The sequence below is a fragment of the Schaalia canis genome (genome assembly GCF_003858455.1).
Classification (GTDB): Bacteria; Actinomycetota; Actinomycetes; order Actinomycetales; family Actinomycetaceae; genus Pauljensenia; species Pauljensenia canis.
The window spans coordinates 1-20,251 of the sequence record NZ_RQZF01000011.1; the positions used below are offsets into that span (position 1 = coordinate 1).

The 20,251-nt window shown below is 58.3% G+C and carries 14 protein-coding genes, 1 pseudogene and 1 riboswitch; of the genes and pseudogenes, 12 read left to right on the forward strand and 3 right to left on the reverse strand.

All coding sequences use genetic code 11. The features are described from left to right. Positions 1 to 242: 242 nt before the first annotated feature. Entirely contained in the window at positions 243 to 1,544 is a 1,302-nt protein-coding gene (locus EII11_RS08890; RefSeq protein ID WP_420820451.1) for a threonine/serine exporter family protein, read from the forward strand. A 92-nt stretch (positions 1,545 to 1,636) separates the two neighbouring features. Here the strand turns inward: EII11_RS08890 and EII11_RS08895 are convergent, their stop codons facing one another. Both EII11_RS08895 and EII11_RS08900 read right to left on the reverse strand, forming a co-directional pair. Then, positions 1,637 to 3,250 carry an inorganic phosphate transporter gene (locus EII11_RS08895; protein ID WP_124871744.1) on the reverse strand — a complete coding sequence of 538 codons (1,614 nt, stop codon included), beginning with the start codon at positions 3,248 to 3,250 and terminating at the stop codon, positions 1,637 to 1,639. 167 nt (positions 3,251 to 3,417) lie between these two features. Next, positions 3,418 to 5,010 (reverse strand): aspartate:alanine exchanger family transporter, encoded by a 1,593-nt coding sequence (locus EII11_RS08900; protein WP_124871746.1) that lies wholly within the window; start codon positions 5,008 to 5,010, stop codon positions 3,418 to 3,420. A gap of 377 nt (positions 5,011 to 5,387) precedes the next feature. On the opposite strand from EII11_RS08900, the pseudogene EII11_RS08905 reads away from it, so the two are divergent. The 11 genes and pseudogenes from EII11_RS08905 to EII11_RS08955 form a co-directional block, all read left to right on the forward strand. Further along, positions 5,388 to 7,181, forward strand: a pseudogene (locus EII11_RS08905) (acetolactate synthase large subunit); the annotation flags it as partial. 3 nt (positions 7,182 to 7,184) lie between these two features. Beyond that, positions 7,185 to 7,697 carry an acetolactate synthase small subunit gene (ilvN, locus tag EII11_RS08910; protein ID WP_124871751.1) on the forward strand — a complete coding sequence of 171 codons (513 nt, stop codon included), beginning with the start codon at positions 7,185 to 7,187 and terminating at the stop codon, positions 7,695 to 7,697. Between the two features lie 3 nt (positions 7,698 to 7,700). Further along, positions 7,701 to 8,726, forward strand: coding sequence for a ketol-acid reductoisomerase (gene ilvC, locus EII11_RS08915; protein ID WP_124871753.1), 1,026 nt, complete (start codon positions 7,701 to 7,703; stop codon positions 8,724 to 8,726). A 239-nt stretch (positions 8,727 to 8,965) separates the two neighbouring features. Continuing rightward, entirely contained in the window at positions 8,966 to 10,321 is a 1,356-nt protein-coding gene (locus tag EII11_RS08920; protein ID WP_276310965.1) for an alpha-L-fucosidase, read from the forward strand. Positions 10,322 to 10,376: 55 nt separating this feature from the next. Beyond that, positions 10,377 to 11,666 (forward strand): ABC transporter substrate-binding protein, encoded by a 1,290-nt coding sequence (locus tag EII11_RS08925; RefSeq protein ID WP_124871759.1) that lies wholly within the window; start codon positions 10,377 to 10,379, stop codon positions 11,664 to 11,666. A 230-nt stretch (positions 11,667 to 11,896) separates the two neighbouring features. Next, the gene (locus EII11_RS08930) at positions 11,897 to 12,994 is read left to right on the forward strand and encodes a type I restriction endonuclease (RefSeq protein ID WP_124871762.1); all 1,098 of its coding nucleotides are present in this window, start codon (positions 11,897 to 11,899) and stop codon (positions 12,992 to 12,994) included. 108 nt (positions 12,995 to 13,102) lie between these two features. After that, on the forward strand, positions 13,103 to 13,885 hold the full coding sequence (locus EII11_RS08935) for an alpha/beta fold hydrolase (protein ID WP_124871765.1): 783 nt from the start codon (positions 13,103 to 13,105) through the stop codon (positions 13,883 to 13,885). A gap of 180 nt (positions 13,886 to 14,065) precedes the next feature. Then, complete coding sequence (locus EII11_RS08940; RefSeq protein WP_124871768.1) at positions 14,066 to 15,124, forward strand: 3-isopropylmalate dehydrogenase; 1,059 nt, start codon at positions 14,066 to 14,068, stop codon at positions 15,122 to 15,124. Positions 15,125 to 15,213: 89 nt separating this feature from the next. Next, positions 15,214 to 15,321, forward strand: a riboswitch (TPP riboswitch). A 94-nt stretch (positions 15,322 to 15,415) separates the two neighbouring features. Further along, positions 15,416 to 16,750: a phosphotransferase enzyme family protein gene (locus tag EII11_RS08945; protein WP_124871771.1), complete on the forward strand. Its 1,335-nt coding sequence runs from the start codon at positions 15,416 to 15,418 to the stop codon at positions 16,748 to 16,750. Between the two features lie 102 nt (positions 16,751 to 16,852). After that, entirely contained in the window at positions 16,853 to 17,767 is a 915-nt protein-coding gene (locus EII11_RS08950) for an ABC transporter substrate-binding protein (protein WP_124871774.1), read from the forward strand. A 233-nt stretch (positions 17,768 to 18,000) separates the two neighbouring features. Continuing rightward, positions 18,001 to 19,146 (forward strand): branched-chain amino acid aminotransferase, encoded by a 1,146-nt coding sequence (locus tag EII11_RS08955; protein ID WP_124871777.1) that lies wholly within the window; start codon positions 18,001 to 18,003, stop codon positions 19,144 to 19,146. A gap of 106 nt (positions 19,147 to 19,252) precedes the next feature. Here EII11_RS08955 and EII11_RS08960 read toward each other — a convergent pair whose 3' ends face one another. Beyond that, a complete protein-coding gene (locus EII11_RS08960) occupies positions 19,253 to 20,176 on the reverse strand; it encodes a DUF4261 domain-containing protein (protein ID WP_124871780.1) in 924 nt (307 codons plus the stop codon). Positions 20,177 to 20,251: the final 75 nt, after the last annotated feature.

Consider the following 20,251-nt stretch of genomic DNA (forward strand, 5'->3'; position numbering starts at 1 on the left):
GAGTAGGACACCGCCGCAACACAACCAACACGTTCGAGCCCCGCCAACAACCCCATCGGCGGGGCTCAAACACACCCACACACCACAACACGCAACGATGCGGAAAAGTTTAATCTCCATCACGTCGCCGCTAGGACAAAACACCCCCTGTATCTGACAGTGCGCGTGAAAAACTAGTGGTCATGAGTGAACATGAACCGATGCCGAAGTCTTTTACCGTAGAAGAAGACGCATCTATGACCATGCAGCGCGTGCAGGCTCATGACCGCCTTGCACACCAAAGCCGCGTGGTTTTGCGCCTGGGACAGATGCTGCTCTCATCAGGTGCGAGCGCCTTCCGCGTGAAGTATTCCATGGCCCAACTTGCACGTGCAGTGGGTATTCAGGAACACCGCGCACAGGTCACCTACAGTGAAATCCTCACCACCGCCTACGCAAATGGCACCTTCCGAACTGAGCTCGCTGAGAACCGCGTTCTTGGAATTAACGCCGACCGTATCGACCGCCTTGTCAACTACGTTGAATCCTTGCGAGGTACCCGCGCAGTAGTCGAGGACGTGGACGCCGCCCTCGACGAAATTGACACCGTCAAACCACTGTACGGCTGGCTTCCTAACGCGCTTGCCTCCGGCCTTGCCTGTGCAGCTTTCGCCTTCCTCAATGGTGGTGGCCCCATCGAATGTAGCGTGGTCGCCATCGCGGCCTTCGTCGGTCAGTTCGTGCGACGCCAACTTCTTCATCGTCGAATGAACCACTTTGGCGTGTGGATGCTGTGCGGTCTGACGGCTGCTCTTGTCTACATCGGTGGACTTCACCTCCTCGACCTCATCTTCCACGTTGCTGCAACCCATCACTCCGGCATTATTTCTGCGATCCTCTTCCTGGTGCCCGGTTTCCCGCTGGTAACTGGGATCATCGACCTTGTACGCCATGACTTCCAAAGCGGCATTGCCCGACTCACCTACGTTTCAATGCTTCTCGTGAGTGCGGGCGTGGCCGTATGGGCGTTATCGCTGGCCTTTGAATGGACACTTCGCCAGGAGTATGTTGTCCCTGTCGAAGGATCGGTCCTGTACGTTCTGCGCTTTATTACGAGCTACATCGCCGCCTTTGGCTTCGCGATGCTTTTCAACTCGCCTCCAAAGGTTTGTGCTGCCGCAGCCAGTATTGGCGCTGTGGTGAACACAGCCCGATTGCTATTGCGCGACGAGATCACAATCCCTAACCAGGCTGCCGTTGGTGTTGCCGCACTCGTTGCCGGTCTGCTGGCTATCTGGGTGGCACAACGTACCCGATTCTCTCGCGTGACCCTCTCGGTTCCAGCGGTTGTCATCATGATCCCAGGTGTTCCCCTCTATCGTGCACTGGCCTTCCTCTCGAGCGGTAATACGAGCGAGGCCCTAGCCGCACTCTTTGAGGTGTTCTTCGTGGTGTCCGCCATTGGCGTGGGCTTGTCAATCTCGCGTATGCTCACCGACCGCGAATGGCTGATGGAAACACCAAAGGGCGTGCCACGCCTGGAAGCATTGCCCATGCGCTACTGAGCATCAAGGCAAAAAGATGAGGGCCGAGGAACAGTGTTCCTCGGCCCTCATGCTGCTTGTCACAGAGCTGGGTTCATGGGAACCATGCCCGATCAGCCAAAGACAGCCTTCAGGGTCAAGGCAGCCACAGCAGAGACGCCAGCAGCCGCAGGAAGGGTAATCACCCACGCCAGAGCAATCGGACGCATGAGGCCCCAGTTGGCGGCGCGGTTCACGATACCGATACCTAGGACAGCACCAATGAGGATGTGCGTGGAGGACACGGGCAATCCTGCTAGGGAAGCAGCCATGACGACGGCAGCGGCAGCGAGTTCTGCAGTGAAACCAGAAGCAGGGTGCATTTCTGTCAAACCGGAGCCAACGGTCTTGATGACGTTGCGGCCAATAAACCACAGGCCTGACACCAGGGCAACACCACAGATCAGTGTCAGTGCCGGGGGAACAAAGGACGTTGACTGGATCGCGTTATTGCGGAGAACATCCAAGATCGCAGCGAAAGGACCGATCGCATTAGCAATGTCGTTGGAACCGTGGCTGAAGGCGAAGGCAGCAGCGGTAAAGACCTGCATCCATGCGAACAAGGTGAAGGTGGACTTAGCAAGGTCCTTCTTACGTTGGGACTTTGCGATGATGAACACGGCCATCCAGACGGCAGCGCCGATCATGGCGATAATCAGGGCGGTTCCAAGGGAGTCGACACCAAGATTCAGGTTCTTCAGGCCCTTGAACATCAGCATTGAGGCAATCAGCATGGAGCCAAGGCCAGCCAGCATCGGCACCCAGGTCAATAGCGCCTTATGCGCGTTGATGCCCTCGGCCTTTTCCTCGATGCGGTAGAGCTCACGGTAGTAGTCCGATTCGAGTTCTTCGTAGTCGAAGTCAGGAAGATTCAGGGTGACAGCGTCACGCGCCATCATGTTGGTGTACGAGATCTGCTGCAATTCGCTCAGGCGGTCGAAGTGCTCACGGTGACGCTGCCTGTGCATTGCGCGCTCGGTCTTGATTTCACGCAGCTTGGCGTCGGCGTGATCGTTGTAAACCAAAATGTGTTGCTTGATGGCGCTATAGAGAGCGTAAGCGACGATACCGCCAAGTAGAGGAGAGAGCACCCATGAGATGACGATTTGGCCGATTTGATCCCACTGAACCATGTCGAGGCCGCCAGCGCCGGTGCGGATGCCGATAGCGATGGCTGCGCCGACGATACCACCAATAATGGAGTGGGTGGTGGACACCGGAAGGCCTTGCCAGGTGGCGAAAAGAAGCCACAGGGCTGCGCCCAGGAGCGCGGCCATCATGATGTACACGAAGTCGCGTGGGTCGAGAGTGATGGATTCGAGGTCGACAATGCCGCTGCGGACGGTCTTCGTCACAGAAGAGCCAGCCAGAACAGCGCCTGAGACTTCAAAGACTGCGGCGACGACGAGCGCTTGCTTCATCGTGAGAGTTTTAGCCCCCACGGAGGTTCCGAAGGAGTTGGCAACATCGTTACCACCGATGTTGAAGGCCATAAAAACGCCGAAAAGAACAGTGAGAAGGAGCAGGATGCGGTTCTCGCTGCCTTGGACGTATCCGAAGGACCATGCGCCAAACCAGATCAGGGCGGCAACAAGGATTGCGCCAAAGAAGGTATGCCACTTCCAGTCGGCTCCGAGGAGTCGCTGGCCTAGGCCAGGAGTGGCTGCGAGTGGCTCAGAAGTTTTCACGGTGGAGTTTTCCTCACGATGTGGTGCTACTTGCGGCTCCCATCTTTGGGGACGAAAGTGTCCAGCAGGTTAACAGAGCGAACCCAAAAGATCACGAAAAGGTAACGGACGCTCCAGTGATGAGAAAATAGGAGCGTCCGTTCACCTGCGTGAGGGTGCAAAAACCCTTAGAGCGAGGCCAGAATATGGGCAATCAGGATCTTGCCAATCATCGCCACGGGATACACCAGGGCGTAGCCGAGCGCCACACGCGGATCAGCATTCGTCTTGCCGTTTGCGAAGGCCAAAATCGCCGGCTGGGTTTGCATGCCAGCCAGCAAGCCCGATAGCTGCGTGCCGCCCATCTTGATGAGCCAACGCATCAGTACGAACATACCAACGGCGGCAGTAGTGGTCATTGCCGCACCTAGAAGCAGGATTGACATCCAGGTGCCCGACGCAAAGGCTTCAGAAATCTGCCCGCCAGCATATGCGCCTGCCTGAGCCAGGAACATTAACAGACCCAGGTTGGCCAGCACCTGACACGAGGTGAAAGGAAGAGCCGTCACCATCGGACCGATACGGCCGACACGGCCGAAGAACAAACCGACGATCAGAGTGCCAGCCGCAGCACCAATCGAGAAAGTGCCGCCACTAAGCATCGGGATTGGAATATTGCCCAGAAGGATACCAAGGGCCATACCCACGCCAAGGGCGATGGGATTGAGATCGGAGAGGCCTCGGGAGGAGTCACCAAAGAACTTCGTAATCTCGCGCATCTTCGAAGTCGGAGCAACGACGCGCACACGGTCACCCAACTGCAAGACCAAATGAGGATCAGCAAACATATCAACATCACCGCGGCGCACACGCGAGATCGTCGCAGAAAAACGCGACGACAGATGCAGGTCACTCAGGGGCCGTCCTGCGACCTCTGGATTCGACACAGTCATGCGGCGAAAATCCAAGTAGGAGCGGTCAGTGGTCAAGGAAGCTGAACTTAAATGACCGAGTTCTGTTGCTACGCGAGTGACTGCCTCGGCTGGGCCAACGACCGAGATGAGGTCCCCCGCATCAAGAGTGTCTGCCAACGATGGCCTCGTAATGGGGCCTTCCTCTCCGCGACGCAAACGCGAAAATGTCACCTTCTGATCCATCGCGTCGTAAATGTCGCGCAGACGAGGATGGTCCTCACGCTGAACCCGAATGGTGCGGTTAGCCAAAGGGCTGGGGGCGTCCTTGTCGTTCTTGCCATACGACAGTGCCGCGATAGAGGCCACGAGCATCCCAATGACGCCGAAAAGATAGGCGATCGAGTAACCAACTGTGGCCGTACCCAGATCGCCGGAGGCCTCACCGGCAGCAGCAAGAGCCGGAGTATTCGTCAGGGCGCCAGCAAAAGTGCCAGCAATCAATGACTGGGGCATCCCCAACGCTCGCCCGAGTGCCACGCCGACAATAGCGGTGAAAGCGTAGACCCCCAGCATGAGCAGAATAGGCCCCACAGCAGTGCGGAGATTATGGAAGAACGAGGGGCCGGAGTTAATGCCGATCGCGAATGTGAACAATGCCAGGCCGAGGAGTCCAATCTCGTGGGGGATTCTGATAGACACTCCGTAGTGTTGGGCTGCGGCAGCGAGGGCGATTGCGAGGAACAAAACTGCAGCGGCATCAAGACTGATCCCCTTGTATTTAAGGTGACCAACCATCATGCCCGCGCCGATCACAATAAACAGGGTGAGGATGGGGCTGTTCGCTAGGAATTCAAATATGGTCAACACCGTCGTAGACTCCAACACGATTCGACTCGGCTTTGATAGCACTTCCACACTACGACTCTTGACCTGAGGAAACGAGTCCACGAGCTTCCAAAACAGCAGATCGGAGAAAAAAGAGAGTTCCGTACTGTGAGACGGGCCGCAAGATGCGGGCTGATAGTCCTAACGTGGAGGTGTGATTGAAACCAATTCGGCTCTGATTGTTCGCCTGATCGTAGACAGGCGTACGATTCCTGCCGACTAAGGGTGGATCGTACGCCTTATCCCCACGCACACGACGTCGCGGAGGGGATTTTTTCATAGCCTGAGCGCAACACCTGCTTCGTAAACGCCGTGAGGGAACAACGAAGAAAGGGACGGGCGAAGGCAAGACGTACGATCAGCGACCAACACAAGGAGAGGACACAGCGGTGAAAGACACTGCACAGACTCAGACGATGACAGGGGCTCAAGCCATCATCGCAAGCCTGGAAGCCCTCGGGGTAACCGATGTCTTTGGCATGCCCGGTGGCGCCATTTTGCCGACCTACGACCCGCTGATGGACTCCTCGATTCGCCACATTCTTATTCGCCACGAGCAAGGCGCCGGTCACGCCGCTGAAGGCTACTCGCTGGCAACAGGCAAGGTCGGGTGTGCGATCGTCACCTCCGGCCCCGGCGCAACGAACGTGCTGACCGCCCTCGCTGACGCCAATATGGATTCCATTCCGATGGTCGTCATCTCCGGTCAGGTGGGTGCCTCTCTCATTGGCACCGACGCTTTCCAAGAGGCCGACGTCGTGGGCGCATCCATGCCCCTGGCGAAGCATTCCTTCCTTGTCACAGACCCCCAGGAGATTCCAGCCCGCCTAGCTGAGGCCTTCCACATCGCAGGAACTGGACGCCCCGGACCTGTCCTTGTGGATATTACGAAGTCGGCGCAGGTTGCTGAAATGGAATTCTCCTGGCCGCCGGCTATGGAACTTCCCGGCTACCGCTACGCGGGCAAGCCCCACAAGAAGCAAATCCGCGCGGCTGCCGAAGAAATCGTACGAGCCCAAGCTCCCGTGCTCTACGTCGGCGGCGGCTTGATTCGCGCCAACGCTTCTGAACAGCTTGCCGCCCTCGTCGAACTCACTGACGCGCCAATCGTCACCACCCTCACTGCTCGCGGCGCATTCCCCGACTCTGACTCGCACAACCTTGGTATGCCCGGCATGCACGGTACAGTGGCCGCAGTAGGCGCACTCCAACGTGCCGACCTCGTTATCGCGCTGGGTTCACGTTTCGATGACCGCGTGACCGGCAAACTTGACTCCTTCGCGCCCCGCGCCCGCGTTGTCCACGTGGACATTGACCCTGCCGAAATCTCCAAGAACCGCTTTGCTGACATTCCAATCGTCGGTGACTTGAAAATGGTCATTGAGGCGCTGCTTGACGAACTCCCCGGCGCCTACACCAAGGCTGGACGCCCGGACCTATCAGGATGGTGGCGCTACCTCAACCGGCTGCGCGACCGCTACCCCATGGGGTGGACTGACCCCAAGGACGGAATGCTCGCGCCCCAGTACGTTATCCAGCGCCTGAGCGAATTGACCGGCCCCGACGCCTACTATGTGACCGGCGTTGGCCAGCACCAAATGTGGTCGGCACAGTTCATTGGCTGCGAAAAGCCCCGGCACTTCCTGTCCTCCTCTGGCCTGGGCACCATGGGCTTTGCCGTGCCCGCCGCGATGGGCGCACAGGTTGGTCAACCGGATGCTGTTGTGTGGGCTATTGACGGTGACGGTTGCTTCCAGATGACCAACCAGGAGCTTGCCACCTGCACGGTGAACAACATTCCCATCAAGGTCGCGCTCATCAATAACTCGGTGCTGGGCATGGTGCGCCAGTGGCAATCCCTGTTCTACGACAAGCGCTATTCCAACACTACGCTCAACCCCGCTGACGGCGACCAGATCCCCAACTTTGCGATGCTGGCCAACGCTTATGGCATTGAGGCGCGCGTGGTGCGCACGCCTGAAGAGGTCGACGACGCCATTCAATGGGCGTTGTCGGTGAACGATCGGCCGGTCTTTATTGACTTCCGTGTCTCCAAGGACGCGATGGTGTGGCCGATGGTTGCTGCAGGCGTTTCCAATGACGATATTCGCTATGCCCAGGGCATGGCCCCCGACTGGGATGTGGAGGACTGACCGATGGCCCGTTTGCGTACCCTTGCCGTTCTTGTTGAAAACAAGCCCGGCGTGCTCATGCGTGTTTCAGCCCTCTTTGCCCGGCGCGCCTTCAACATTAAGTCCTTGACCGTGGGTGAAACCGAGCATCCTGAAATCTCACGCATGACGATTATCGTCAAGGCTGATGATCTGCCTTTTGAGCAGGTCACTAAGCAGCTCAACAAGCTCATCAACGTCATTAAGGTTGTTGAACTCCAGCCGGAAACCTCGCTGGAGCGTCGCCTGGTGATGTTCAAGGTCCGCGCCGACGAGAAGTCCCGCACCTCTGTCCTTCAGATTGTGGACCTCTTCCGCGCTCATGTCGTTGACGTCCAAGCAGAGACCGTTGTCATCGAATCGATCGGCTCTCTGTCTAAGCTGGAGGCGCTGGCTGCAGCGCTTGAACCCTACGGGATTAAAGAAATTGTTCAGTCGGGTGCTGTGGCTATTGGCCGCGGACAACGCTCGATTACCGACCAACTGAAGGAGAAGTGACCAATGGCCGACATCATTTACGACGACGGTGCTGATCTGTCGATCATCCAGTCCAAGAAGGTCGCAATCGTCGGCTACGGCTCTCAGGGCCACGCCCACGCGCTCAACCTCAAGGACTCCGGCGTGGACGTCGTCGTGGCGCTACGCCCCGGCTCAGCGTCCTGGGAGAAGGCCGAGGCCGCAGGCCTGGCTGTTGCTGACATCCCCGAGGCCGTCCGCAATGCGGACGTTGTCATGATTCTCACCCCCGACCAGGTGCAGCGTCATGTCTACGCTGAGCAGATCGAGCCGAACCTCAAGGAAGGTGCTGCCCTCTTCTTCGCCCACGGCTTTAATATCCGCTACGGGTACATCACCCCCGCCGCCGACCACGACGTGTGCATGGTTGCCCCCAAGGGCCCCGGCCACACCGTGCGCCGCCAGTACGTTGACGGACGAGGCGTACCCGCCCTCGTTTGTGTCGAACAGGACGCCTCCGGTCAAGCCCTGGACCTGGCCCTGTCCTACGCCAAGGCTATTGGTGGCACCCGCGCTGGCGTTATCCAGACCACCTTCACTGAAGAAACCGAAACCGATCTCTTCGGTGAGCAGGCAGTCCTGTGCGGTGGTGTCTCCCGCCTGATCCAGTACGGCTACGAGACCCTGGTTGAGGCCGGCTACCAGCCCGAAATGGCGTACTTCGAGGTGCTACATGAGCTCAAGCTCATTGTTGACCTCATTAACGAGGGCGGCATCACCAAGCAGCGTTGGTCGATTTCTGACACCGCAGAGTACGGTGACTATGTCTCTGGCCCGCGCGTCATTGGCCCGCAGGTGAAGGAAGCCATGAAGGAAGTTCTGGCCGATATTCAAGACGGCACCTTCGCTCGCCGCTTCATCGCCGATCAGGATAATGGCGGCCTGGAGTTCAAGGCCCTGCGCGCCGAGGGCGAAGGCCACCCGATTGAGGCTACCGGTAAGGAGCTGCGCGCTAAGTTCGGCTGGGCTCAGGCTGATGCTGATTACACGGATGGTTCTGCCGCCCGCTGAGTGACGTGACGTGATCTGCTTCAGACGAGGCGATCACTGCTGAAGCACAAGGGGCCCTCCTGGAAATTCCTCCAGGAGGGTCCCTGTGTGTTGTGGCGGGTTGAAGGTGTAGATGAGGGGAAAGGCATCTCAAACTGTTGAATACTGACAAAGACGCACCAGAAAGACAGAGTTACAGTTATTCCCATCACACCTTGTTGGGGCGGGTGGCAAGGACGCACCCCGCCCCGCAACAGGGTGTGCGCCGCGCGCAAAGAAGCGTTCGGACGCACAACAATCAGGAGACATCGATGTCAACGCATCACCCTGCCGCCCAACACCACCCCCACACCGAATGGTTCGACACCGCCAGGCTTGGCCTCTTCGTCCACTTCGGCCTGTACTCCGTTGCCGCTAGGCACGAATGGGTGATGTGGTACGAAAAAACACCGGTCAACGAGTACGAACAATACGCCGAGTTTTTCGACCCCGACCTTTTCGACGCCCGCGAGATCGCCAAACATGCCCGCGAGGCGGGCATGACCTATGCTGTGCTCACTACCAAACACCACGACGGCTTTTGCCTCTTCGACACGGCGCACACCAGCTACAACTCCGTCCAGCACCAAGGACGTGACCTGGTTGCCGAATGGTGTAAAGCGCTCCGGGCAGAAGGCCTCAAAGTCGGCCTGTACTACTCGCTTCTGGACTGGCACCACACAGACTTCACCGTCGACTTCAACCACCCACGCAGAGACGACCCCACCGCCCGTGACGACAACGCCACGAAGGATTTTTCCCGCTACCGCGACTACTTGCACGCGCAGGTCCGCGAACTCCTGACGAACTACGGCACCATCGACTACCTCTTTTTTGACTTCTCCTACCCGCGCGTTGAGGACGGCTGGGAAGGAAAGGGGCGAGATGACTGGGGATCGGTTGAACTTGAACGCCTATGCCGCGAACTCCAACCCACCATCATCATGAACGACAGACTCGACATCCCCAGCGACCTCGTCACACCCGAGCAATACCAGCCGACCTCGCCCATGACAATTGACGGCGAACCCGTGCGCTGGGAAGCCTGCCAGACCCTCAACGGCTCCTGGGGGTACGACCGCGATAACACCTCCTTCAAGCCCATCAGCATGATTCTGCGGATGCTGGCCGACACCGTCTCAAAGAACGGCAACCTTCTGCTTAATATCGGCCCCGATGGGCGCGGCGCTATCACCGCTCACGACCGCCGGATTTTGCAGCAGGTGGGGGAGTGGATGCGACTGCACGCTCGGGCGATCGTCGGAGCGGGAGCCTCATCCTTCACCCCACCGCCCAATACCGTTTACACCCAACGAGGCAACCGCCTCTACCTCCACGTTTTCGACTGGCCTTTCGGGCACCTTCACCTGCCGGGCTTGGCAGGAAAAGTACGTTTCGCACGCCTCCTCAACGACGGTTCGGAACTACGCATGGACGTCCATGACCCGAACAAGGAAGCCTTCGCCACCCGCATGGGAGGGCAGCCGGAAGGAACACTGACTTTGACGCTTCCTACCCGCGCACCAGAGACGATCCTGCCCGTCATTGAATTGATCCTCTCTGAGGACTCCAAGTGACACCATCGCGGGGACTTCCAAAGGCGGGATTCCCCTTGAGTGAAAGAAGAACACTATGACACGACGAACTCTGACAATGAGCCTTGTCGCCCTCGCGGCTGCAACCAGCGTGACTCTGGCCGCGTGTGGTGGCGGCACAGCACCCACATCCTCAGCATCAGGCAACACGGCAGACGGAAAGGTCCACCTCGTGTGGGATATGTGGGCCAGCGGAGCCGAGGAAGTCGAATGGCTTGAAAAGACCGCCGAAATCGCCCGAGAGAAAAATCCCGATGTGTCCATTGAGCTGCGCACCTCTGGCTGGGAAGACTACTTCACGAAACTGACAGCAAATATGTCATCGGGGAATGTTTCGTGCCTGACCTCCATGAATGGCCAGCGCGTCAGTGCTTTCCATCAGGCGCTCTCACCCTTGAGTGAGGAGGACCTCAAGATCGCAGGCATCAGTGAGGATGATTTCGCTGAGGGAGCTTTCGAGATCCTCAGCCATGATGGCAAACTCTACGGTATTCCCTACGATGTCGCTGCCATGCTCATGTTCTACAACAAGGACATGGTGGCTGAAGCGGGTATCGAGGCCCCCAAGGGCGGGTGGAGTTTCGACGAGTTCCTCTCAACGGCGAAGGCTCTCACGAACGAGAAACACAAGGGCTTTGGCATAGCTTTGGGTGAATACCAGTGGCTGGCTATGCCGATCGCGATGTCCGGTCTGCAACCCGTCAACGAGGACGGCAAGCTAGACCTGACAAACCCGAAATTCCTTGAAGCCGCCGAATGGTACGCCAACCTGGTCACGAAGGAGAAGGTTGCCGATCCTGCACCATCAGCGTCGGAAACAGCCTGGGGCGAGGAGCAATTCCTCGCGGGAAATGTTGGTATGGCAATCGCTGGTACCTGGAACGCCCGCAAGAACTACACCAACGAAGCTGGTTTTACAGCTGGAGCTACTCGTTTGCCTCAGGGGCAGGCGGGACCGTTGGGTTTGGTGCTTGGCTCTGGTTTCGGTATTGGTTCGTCCTGTGAGGGGGCTGAGCGTGAAGCGGCTTTGAAGGTCCTGGGTGCCCTTGTGTCCAAGGAAGCTCAAGATCACATGGCTCATGTCGGGCGCTCGTATCCGGCGCTGAAGGCCTCGCAAGATCATTATTTCGACTCCTTCCCCGAAGACATCCGCGAGGAAGTGAAGGTTGCCTTTGACGAGGCATTCAAGGGTGTTGTTGGCCAGCGTTCCACAGGAACCTGGCCGCAATTGACCGAATACCTCACCCCTAACCTTGTGCCTGTCTACACCGGGGACGCCCAGATGAAGGACGTTCTCGAAGCAGGGCAGAAACAGTTCGGGAACTGAGTGAATCACAGGTAGAGTTCCGCAGAAACGCTCGTCTCTGCCAATAGAATCGAAGAAGCCCCGCAGGCCATGATGAAGCATGGTCATTGCCTGCGGGGCTCATCTATATGCCGCTGACAATGAAAAATCATGAAGACACAGAGGAAAAAATTATCTATATTTTTGCAGATCGTGATTAGATAGAACAGGTCGCGAAAGAGGCGTGGCCGTTTTAGACACATGGAGCTGCAATGGAGTTCACCGATGCACTAACTTTGCTGGCTGGCAAAGTTAAAGATCATGCGGATTCGCTTCAAACCGAAGAAGCAACGAAAAACGCACTCATCATGCCGTTCATCTCAAACGTGCTCGGCTACGACGTATTCAATCCTCAAGAGGTAATCCCAGAGTACACCGCTGACGTTGGTATTAAGCGCGGCGAGAAAATTGACTACGCCATCATGACTTCCGGCGAGATGCAGATTCTCATCGAATGTAAGGCGGCTAGTGTGGCGCTTAAACTCGAGCATGCCTCTCAGCTCTACAGATACTTCGGTGTGACTTCAGCGCGCATTGCAGTCCTGACTAATGGCAAGGTATGGAACTTCTATACCGATCTTGACGCCCCGAACAAGATGGATAGTAAGCCCTTTCTTGTACTAGATCTCGAAGACATCGATGAGACAATTCTTCCTGACTTGCGCAAGCTGACGAAAGATCGCTTTGACCTATCCTCTGTTATTAATGCGGCCGAAGAGCTGAAGTACCTAGGTGCGCTTCGCCGAAACATCGCTAATGAGTTCAAGGAACCGTCACCAGAATTTGTGCGTTTTTGGGTGAGTCGAGTGTACGAGGGACGATGCACACAGGCAATCCAAGAGAAGTTTACGAGCCTTGTCGAGAAGGCGCTTCGTCAGTACCTTAGTGAGCGAATCAATGACCGACTCAAGACAGCACTTGGCGCTGACGAGAATGTTGTTCTCTCCATGGCTCCAAATGACGAAGAAGCTGAACCCGAGAGTTCTCCTGAGGAGCAGGAGATCACCAACGTATCCGACGTGGTTACGACGGAGGAAGAGCTTCATGCCTTCCGCATTATCAAGGCCATTGCATGCGCGGAACTTGATCCTGCTCGTATTGGGTACCGAGATGCCAAGTCATACTTCACGGTTCTTGCCGACGACAACAACCGTAAGCCCATTTTGCGTTGCTACTTCAACGCAAAGAGTACGAAGTGGATCGCATTCCTCGACGAGGAACGAAACATGACACGAGTAGATATCGACGGAGTAGAAGACCTCTACCTTTACGTTGATCAGATCCGCGAAGCCGCGAAGCGTTATGCCTAGATGGGTGGGCCTCCTGCCAACAGCAGGAGGCCCACTCATCGTGCGCCCGGCCTTCCTCCTGGATGCAAGGCAATGAAATTTCGTGGCGTGTCTGCCTAGACTGGGCCAATGACACCTCAGCGGCTACCACTTGCTGTCCACCAGTACGGTCTACCTGAAGGCATTGCGCCACCGATTCTGCTTGTTCACGGACTGACGGAGGCAGGCACAACCTGGCCTGACGCAGTTGAGCACTGGGGGAGGCGCTTCCACATTATTGCCCCTGACCTTCGAGGCCACGGTGAGTCACCACGTTTCATGCCAGAGGAACTCTCACACTGCCCTGAGATCATGCGAGATGACCTGCTTGACATTATCCGAACAAGCACCGAACCGGTAATCATTGTCGCGCACTCAATGGGCGCAAACCTCGTTCTATCCATTGCGAGCGAACACCCCCAACTTGTGCGCGCCCTCGTTCTTGAGGACCCCGCCAAACCAATGTTTGACGCGCCTCTGGAGGACTTTGCGCAGGAGACTCTCGCCTTCGTTGAGTCCATGAACAGTGTTACGCAACGCCAGATGGCAGTCGCACGTATGAAGCGCGAAACATCCTGGAGCCAAGCAGAGATTGACGCGTGGGCCGAATGCAAGCCCCTGGTTGATCGAGGCTACCTGCGCGGTGGTTTAGGGCTCTTGCCCTGCTACACGGAAGACACCTATCAGGCATTGTCCGTCCCCACACTGCTCATCCTCCCTGAACCGGCGCCCATGGCACCGCAAAGGCAAGCCGTCACCAACCCCCTTGTCCGCTGGGCCATCGTCGAAAAGGCCGGGCACTGCGTACGCCGCGACCAACCAGAGGCGTACTATTGCGCCGTCGAGGATTTCCTGGCCGATGTCCTCACCTGACACCCGCGCCTGAGGAAGTCGGCTTCCCGGGTCCACGTCTTGGTCGCACTTGGTGGCGGAAAACAGGTCGAAAAAGGCTCCATTCTTGCCACTAGGTGCGACCAAATGTCATCCCCTTGTACCGTCGCCACATCTCGGACGCTTTCACCAGCCCCTCACAGTCACGCACACAATGGAGGCATGACCACACTTGATGTTGCAGTAATCCCCGGCGACGGCATCGGCAAAGAGGTCGTCCCCGAAGGCCTGAAAGTCCTGCGAGCCGCCCTCGACGCTGAAGGCGTTGAACTTGCAACCACCACCTACGATCTGGGCGCAGAACGCTACCACCGAAGCGGTGACACCCTCACCGACGAGGACCTCGCCGCCATTAAGAAACACCAGGTGATCCTCCTGGGTGCCGTGGGCGACCCGTCCGTCCCCTCGGGCGTTCTCGAACGCGGACTACTGCTGCGGCTGCGCTTCGACCTCGACCATTACGTCAACCTGCGCCCCTCACGCCACTACCCTGGCGTGCCCTCCCCCCTGGCCAACCCCGGCACTATTGACTTCGTCGTCGTGCGCGAAGGCACCGAAGGCCCCTACATCGGTAACGGAGGCGTGCTCCGCAAGGACACTCCCCAAGAAATCGCCACCGAGGTTTCCGTCAACACAGCCTTCGGAGTGGAGCGCCTGGTTCGCTACGCCTTTGAAAAAGCCAATGCGCGCCCGCGCAAAAAACTGACCCTCGTGCATAAGCACAATGTCCTCGTGCACGCCGGCGGCCTGTGGCTACGCACCGTTGAGCGCCTGCACACCGACTACCCCGAGGTCAGCGTCGACTACTGCCACATTGACGCCGCCACTATCTACATGGTCACTGACCCGGGCCGCTTTGACGTTATCGTCACCGACAACCTTTTTGGCGACATCCTCACAGACGAGGCAGGAGCCATCACCGGCGGCATCGGCTTTGCCGCCTCGGGCAATATCAACCCTGATGGCACCTTCCCCTCCATGTTTGAACCCGTTCACGGCTCTGCCCCCGACATTGCCGGACAAGGCATTGCGGACCCTACGGCCACCGTCGCCTCCGTTGCGCTGCTGCTGGAGCACTGCGGCTACGAGGCCGCCGCCCGCCGCGTCGAGGCCGCTATCAGCGCTGACATGGATCGCCGCGCCCAAGCCGCCGCTGCCGGAAGGCCGCTGCAGCGGTCAACCTCGCAAATCGGAGACGATCTGGTGGCGGCACTGGCCTGAAAGGCGCATTTCTGCCGCTACCAACACCTACCCCCGCCCGCCTGCCAGAGGAAGAGGCAGGCGGGGGTAGATGCCATTCAGGGGTATACTTTTGGGTGCACGGGAGCCTCACGTAGAGGCTGAGAGGGAGGTAGCGCCTCCGACCGGTGAACCTGATCTGGGTCATGCCAGCGAAGGGACGCACTGCCACACTCCCACGGGAGCCTTCCGTGCATATGGATAACAAGGCACGGATGACACGGTTCCATGCGCCGAGCCCACAAGGCGCGGTGGCGGTGAGGAGACAGGCAGATGACCGACCCCAATCACGCATGCGGTGCGCAGCAAAGAAGGGACGAAAAGCCGAAAGGGACTGCATCTGACACTGCCCAATCTGACAGTGCCGCATCTGGCGGTGCCACATCTGGCGGCGCCCCATCTGACGGCACTTCGGATGGCACCGCATCATCTGAGGTTGAAGAGGCCCGCACCCTCGATCTGTCCCCAGTGTGGGCGCCGATCACCATTGAGGACGCTCAACGAGTGTGCGCTGAACTCTCCGTTCCCGCCCACGCCACCACGATCCTGAGCATCTCCACCCGGCCCACCGCTGCGGCCTCGCTCATTGACACCGACCGCGGGCCACTCTTCCTCAAACGCTACGCGGCCAGTGCCGTCAGCTCCGAGCACCTGACCGCCACCCACCACTATGTCAACCACCTGGCTGCCAACGGCCTACCCACCCCACCTTTCCACACCTTTGCCAATGGAGGCACAGTATGGGCTGAGGGGGAGGCGCTGTGGGAGGCCTGCGAGGGTGCTCGCGGAGAAGACCGCTATCGCGACACCCACTCCTGGCTACCACCACGCAGTTGTGATGAGGCCCGCGACATCGGGCGGCAATGTGCGCGCATTGCCCTGCTGAGCGCCGACTATAAGGCGCCCCGCACTGCTCCTGCGGTCTACCAATCGCGCTTTGACCTCTTCGCTGGTGGAGCACAAACACTTGACGAGCGGATGGAGGCGTGGATTGAACAACGTCCGCACGTTGCCGACTTCTTCCGTGAACGCGGGGTAGATATACGCGCACTCATTGAGCGGCATCGCCCTCACGTTGCCCACATTGACGCAATTCTTGGCAAACATGGGGAGCCTGTGCCGACCACCTGGACTCACGGTGATCTTCACTGTTCCAACCTCATGTGGGAGCAGGGCTCCACCAATGCCGAGAGCATTATCGACTTCGGGCTGGCCGACCGGAACTGGAGCGTCTACGACCTGGCTGTCGCCATTGAACGAAACGCCTTCCTTTGGCTAGAAATCGGTGAAGGAAACCTTGAGGCCGTCCGTCGCGACGTTGCTCAGGCAATCATCGACGGCTATGAAAGCCTGCGCCCACTGAACAGCCTTGAGCGGGCACTCCTGCCCGCCATCATGCCGCTGGTGCAGGCAGAAGCAGCACTGAATTGGATCAGCTACCAGTGGGGGACTTTGCGCAATGCACAGGCCGCCACTTGGAGCCTGGAGGTCTTTTTTGGCGCGCACACTCGCTGGTTTGACACCACAGAAGGACAGTCTTTTACGCAATGGTTGGGCAGCATCATGGCCGACGAGAAACCGCGCCCCACCGACACCAGCCCCCGCTGACGACATTGCCTCCGCTCACGCCTCAACCGACAAGGCATGCTGACCGCGCACTGTCGAAGCACCCACAGTTTCCCCTCAAAACTCCACGGAAAGGTTGAACCCATGAGCGTCACACGCGTACGCCTCGAATACGTCCACCCCTGGCCCAATCATGCCGGCCTCTTCCTCGCTCGAAAAAAGGGCTTCTTTGCCGCCGAAGGCCTGGACGTGGAACTGATTTCGGATGGCTGGGATCGAGGGGACGCTGCCGCCCTTCTGGCCCGCAACGAGTACCACGTTGCATCACTGCGTTTGGGACAACTTCTCGAATCGCGCCTGACCGGCACACCGTTCGTTGCCGTCGCCACTCTTAACCAACGGCAACTCGGTGCTGTCATCACCACTCTGCAGACCGGAATCCGCCGCTTTGCTGATTTGGAAGGCAAAACGGTGGCAATCCCACCCGTTGATCGTCTCATCCGCGAACTCCAACAGGCCGTCGAAGCCGACGGCGGAGACTTCTCAAAGGTGAGCGTCCTTGATCCGGGCAGTGGCGTGTGGGAACCGGACATCCGCGCTGTTGAGCAGGGACACTGGGATGCCATTATTAACGTGCGCGCCTGGGAGCCCTTCCAAGGCAATACCGCTCCCGAGGACGTTGTCATCCTTGACTTTGATGCGGTGAAGGTTGCGCCACATCATTCCTACTTCCTGTGCGTGCGCGAAGACCTGCTAGAACGCAACCCGGAGTTCGTTCGTCATTTCCTGGCGGCAGCGGCTAAGGGGTATCACGCAGCCATGGCTGACGAGGACGCCGCCGTGGACGCGATGACGGTGCCGATGTGCCACATTGATCCGGCAGTTCTGCGCGCCTCAGTGCGTGAAATCCGCGATTCGTGGTTCACCCCTGAGGGGCGCTGGGGTGAGATTCAGGAAGAACTGGTGAACGGCTACACCACATGGATGCTTGAAGGTGACTTCTTTGACGCACCAGTTGGTGATACCGCCGGAGCCTGGACCAATGATCTGCTGCCCTGAGTGTTCGTCACCTACGGGTGTGCGTTTCACGCCGTGAAACGCACACCCTGGGCAGAGACTGGCCTTATCTCCCACGCAAAGCAGCATCCCACCACACTTCTAGGGGTCTACATCTTAGGAAGAGTGTGAAAGGGTCACATGCCGGATAGGCCTCAATTCGCCTGTGGATTGGGGCCTATTCTTAGTGCAGTATCTGTCAGTTATGCGCTCCGCACCTCTGAGGAGGACCTCCAATGTCGCAGCACCACACCCCCACTGAACTTGAACGCCTGGGAAGCATGCCTCTTCCCTCCGCCGACGAGCTTGCCGGGCGCTTTCCCCTGACTCCCAACCCCGCTCCGGCCTCGCAAAGCGAATACGAGCAGGTGATGGGTGAACTGTCCTTCGGCAGCCGCTTCACCGACCATATGGCCCATATGCTATGGTCGGCGGCGCAGGGCTGGCATCAGCGGGAGATTATTCCTTTCGCTCCGCTTGCCCTCTCGCCTGCCGCAGCGGTACTTCACTACGGTCAGTCGGCTTTCGAGGGGATCAAGGCTTACCGCCACGAGGACGGCTCCGTGTGGACCTTCCGCCCCGGATACAACGCCGCCCGTCTCAACCACTCCGCATGGCGTATGGCCATGCCCCCGATGGAGGCCGAGGATTTTGTGGCCTCCATCGTGGACTACGTGCGCGCCGATGAGCGCTGGGTGCCCTCCGAGCCGGGATCGAGCCTGTACCTGCGCCCCTTCATGTTTGCCTCCGAAGCCTTCCTGGGCGTCCACGCTGCTCAAGAACTCGACTACTACGTGATCGGCTCGCCCTCTGGCCCCTACTTCAAGGGGGGCGTGGCCGGTGTGTCCATCTGGGTAGTGAAGGGCTTCCACCGTGCAGGTCCCGGTGGGACGGGCACAGCTAAGGTTGGTGGCAACTACGCTGCTTCCCTGCTGCCTCAGCAAGAGGCCGCCGAACGTGGTTTCAACCAGGTCTGTTTCCTTGATTCCTACGAGGAGTGCTACCTGGAAGAGCTGGGCGGCATGAATGTTTTTGTTGTCATGGCCGATGGCAGCGTGCGCACTCCTGAACTGTCGGGCGTCATCCTTGAAGGCGGCACCCGTTCCGCGATCTGCCGTCTGCTGCGTGATGGCGGTGTGGAAGTGCGTGAAGAAAAGATTGAACTGTCTGCGCTGGTTGATGGGATCTCCAACGGCACCGTGCGCGAGGTCTTTGCCTGTGGCACCGCAGCCGTTGTCACCCCCATTACGCGCCTGGCAGGCGAGGGATTTGACGTGGAGTTGCCGGTAGGGGAGTCCACCCTGGCAATCCGCACTCAGCTCACGGACATCCAGATGGGCACAGCAGAAGACCCCTACGGCTGGATGTATAGGATCTGCTGAGGCGCACTGACTGAGGGGCGCACCTACGCCTGCATGCGTTCTGCCCTGTCGCACCACAGAGGTGCGACAGGGCAGAACTATTTGTGACGGTCAAAATTGGGGAGCCTCAGAGATTCAGGTCAATCTGTAAAGCGGTTTCCCCCTCGTCAACAACCCAGGGTTGCCAAGAGGTCGTGAACTTTTCTTCTGCGGTGCGCCCCAAGGTTTCACCCGCATGGATTCGATTGCCTTGGAGGATATAGGCGAGAATATCCATGAGATAGCCGTAGATTTCGTTCGGGTCAATGTTGTCTGATGGGCGTTTGATGACCTGAAGATCAGGAAGTCCAACATCCTTCAAGCCGAAGGAGTAAAAGTGCATATTCGTCCCATCAGTGTTGACCCACAACGGAGAGATAAAGATGGGTGGGAAAGGGTCCTCCAGGACGGCTTGACGGTAGGATCGCGCATCAAAGGTTGTGGCAACGCGGCCTGAGTAGACTCCCACCGCTTCGGGAAGGCCAAGCAGGTGAGCCACAACGTCAGCATGGTCACTGATAGCGGCAATGGCCTCTTCAGTGGTACTGGGCTCTGAGCGCTCAGAGAGGGAATACATGGCTGCCACAATGAGGTGCTGATCGTAGCCTTCAATGGAGTCGCTGTCGCAGAAGAAGGGGTGCGCGACCGCTTCAGCCTCGCCATCGGGAATCGGGGCAGGGAAGTGCGAGATCATGTAGGTTACGCCCTCGCGGGAGGCGAAGAATGTGAGGGGAGCGTCCTCGTCGGCGTTCTCCGCGTCGTCTTGCTCATCAATGGTAAGACCAGCATGAATGAGTGTTTCGCGAAGGTTTTCCTCGGTAGGGGAGCCTTTCAGAAGAACAAAACTCAGGTTCGTTGATTCCTCCGGCACGGTGAAAGAAGGTTCGGGGGCTGTGGAAGTGGCCCCGTAGGACGAGGCCGCCGATGAGCTTTTTTCTGAGCCGAAGGTACGTTTGAGCCATCCGAACATGAGGGTACTTTCTGGTTGAGTTGGGGTGGCGTAAATCGCCACTATGCAGCATCCTCAACTGAGCTGAATGTTTGCTGTAGGAAGTCTGAAAGCGATGTGCGTTTAAGGCTAGAAAGA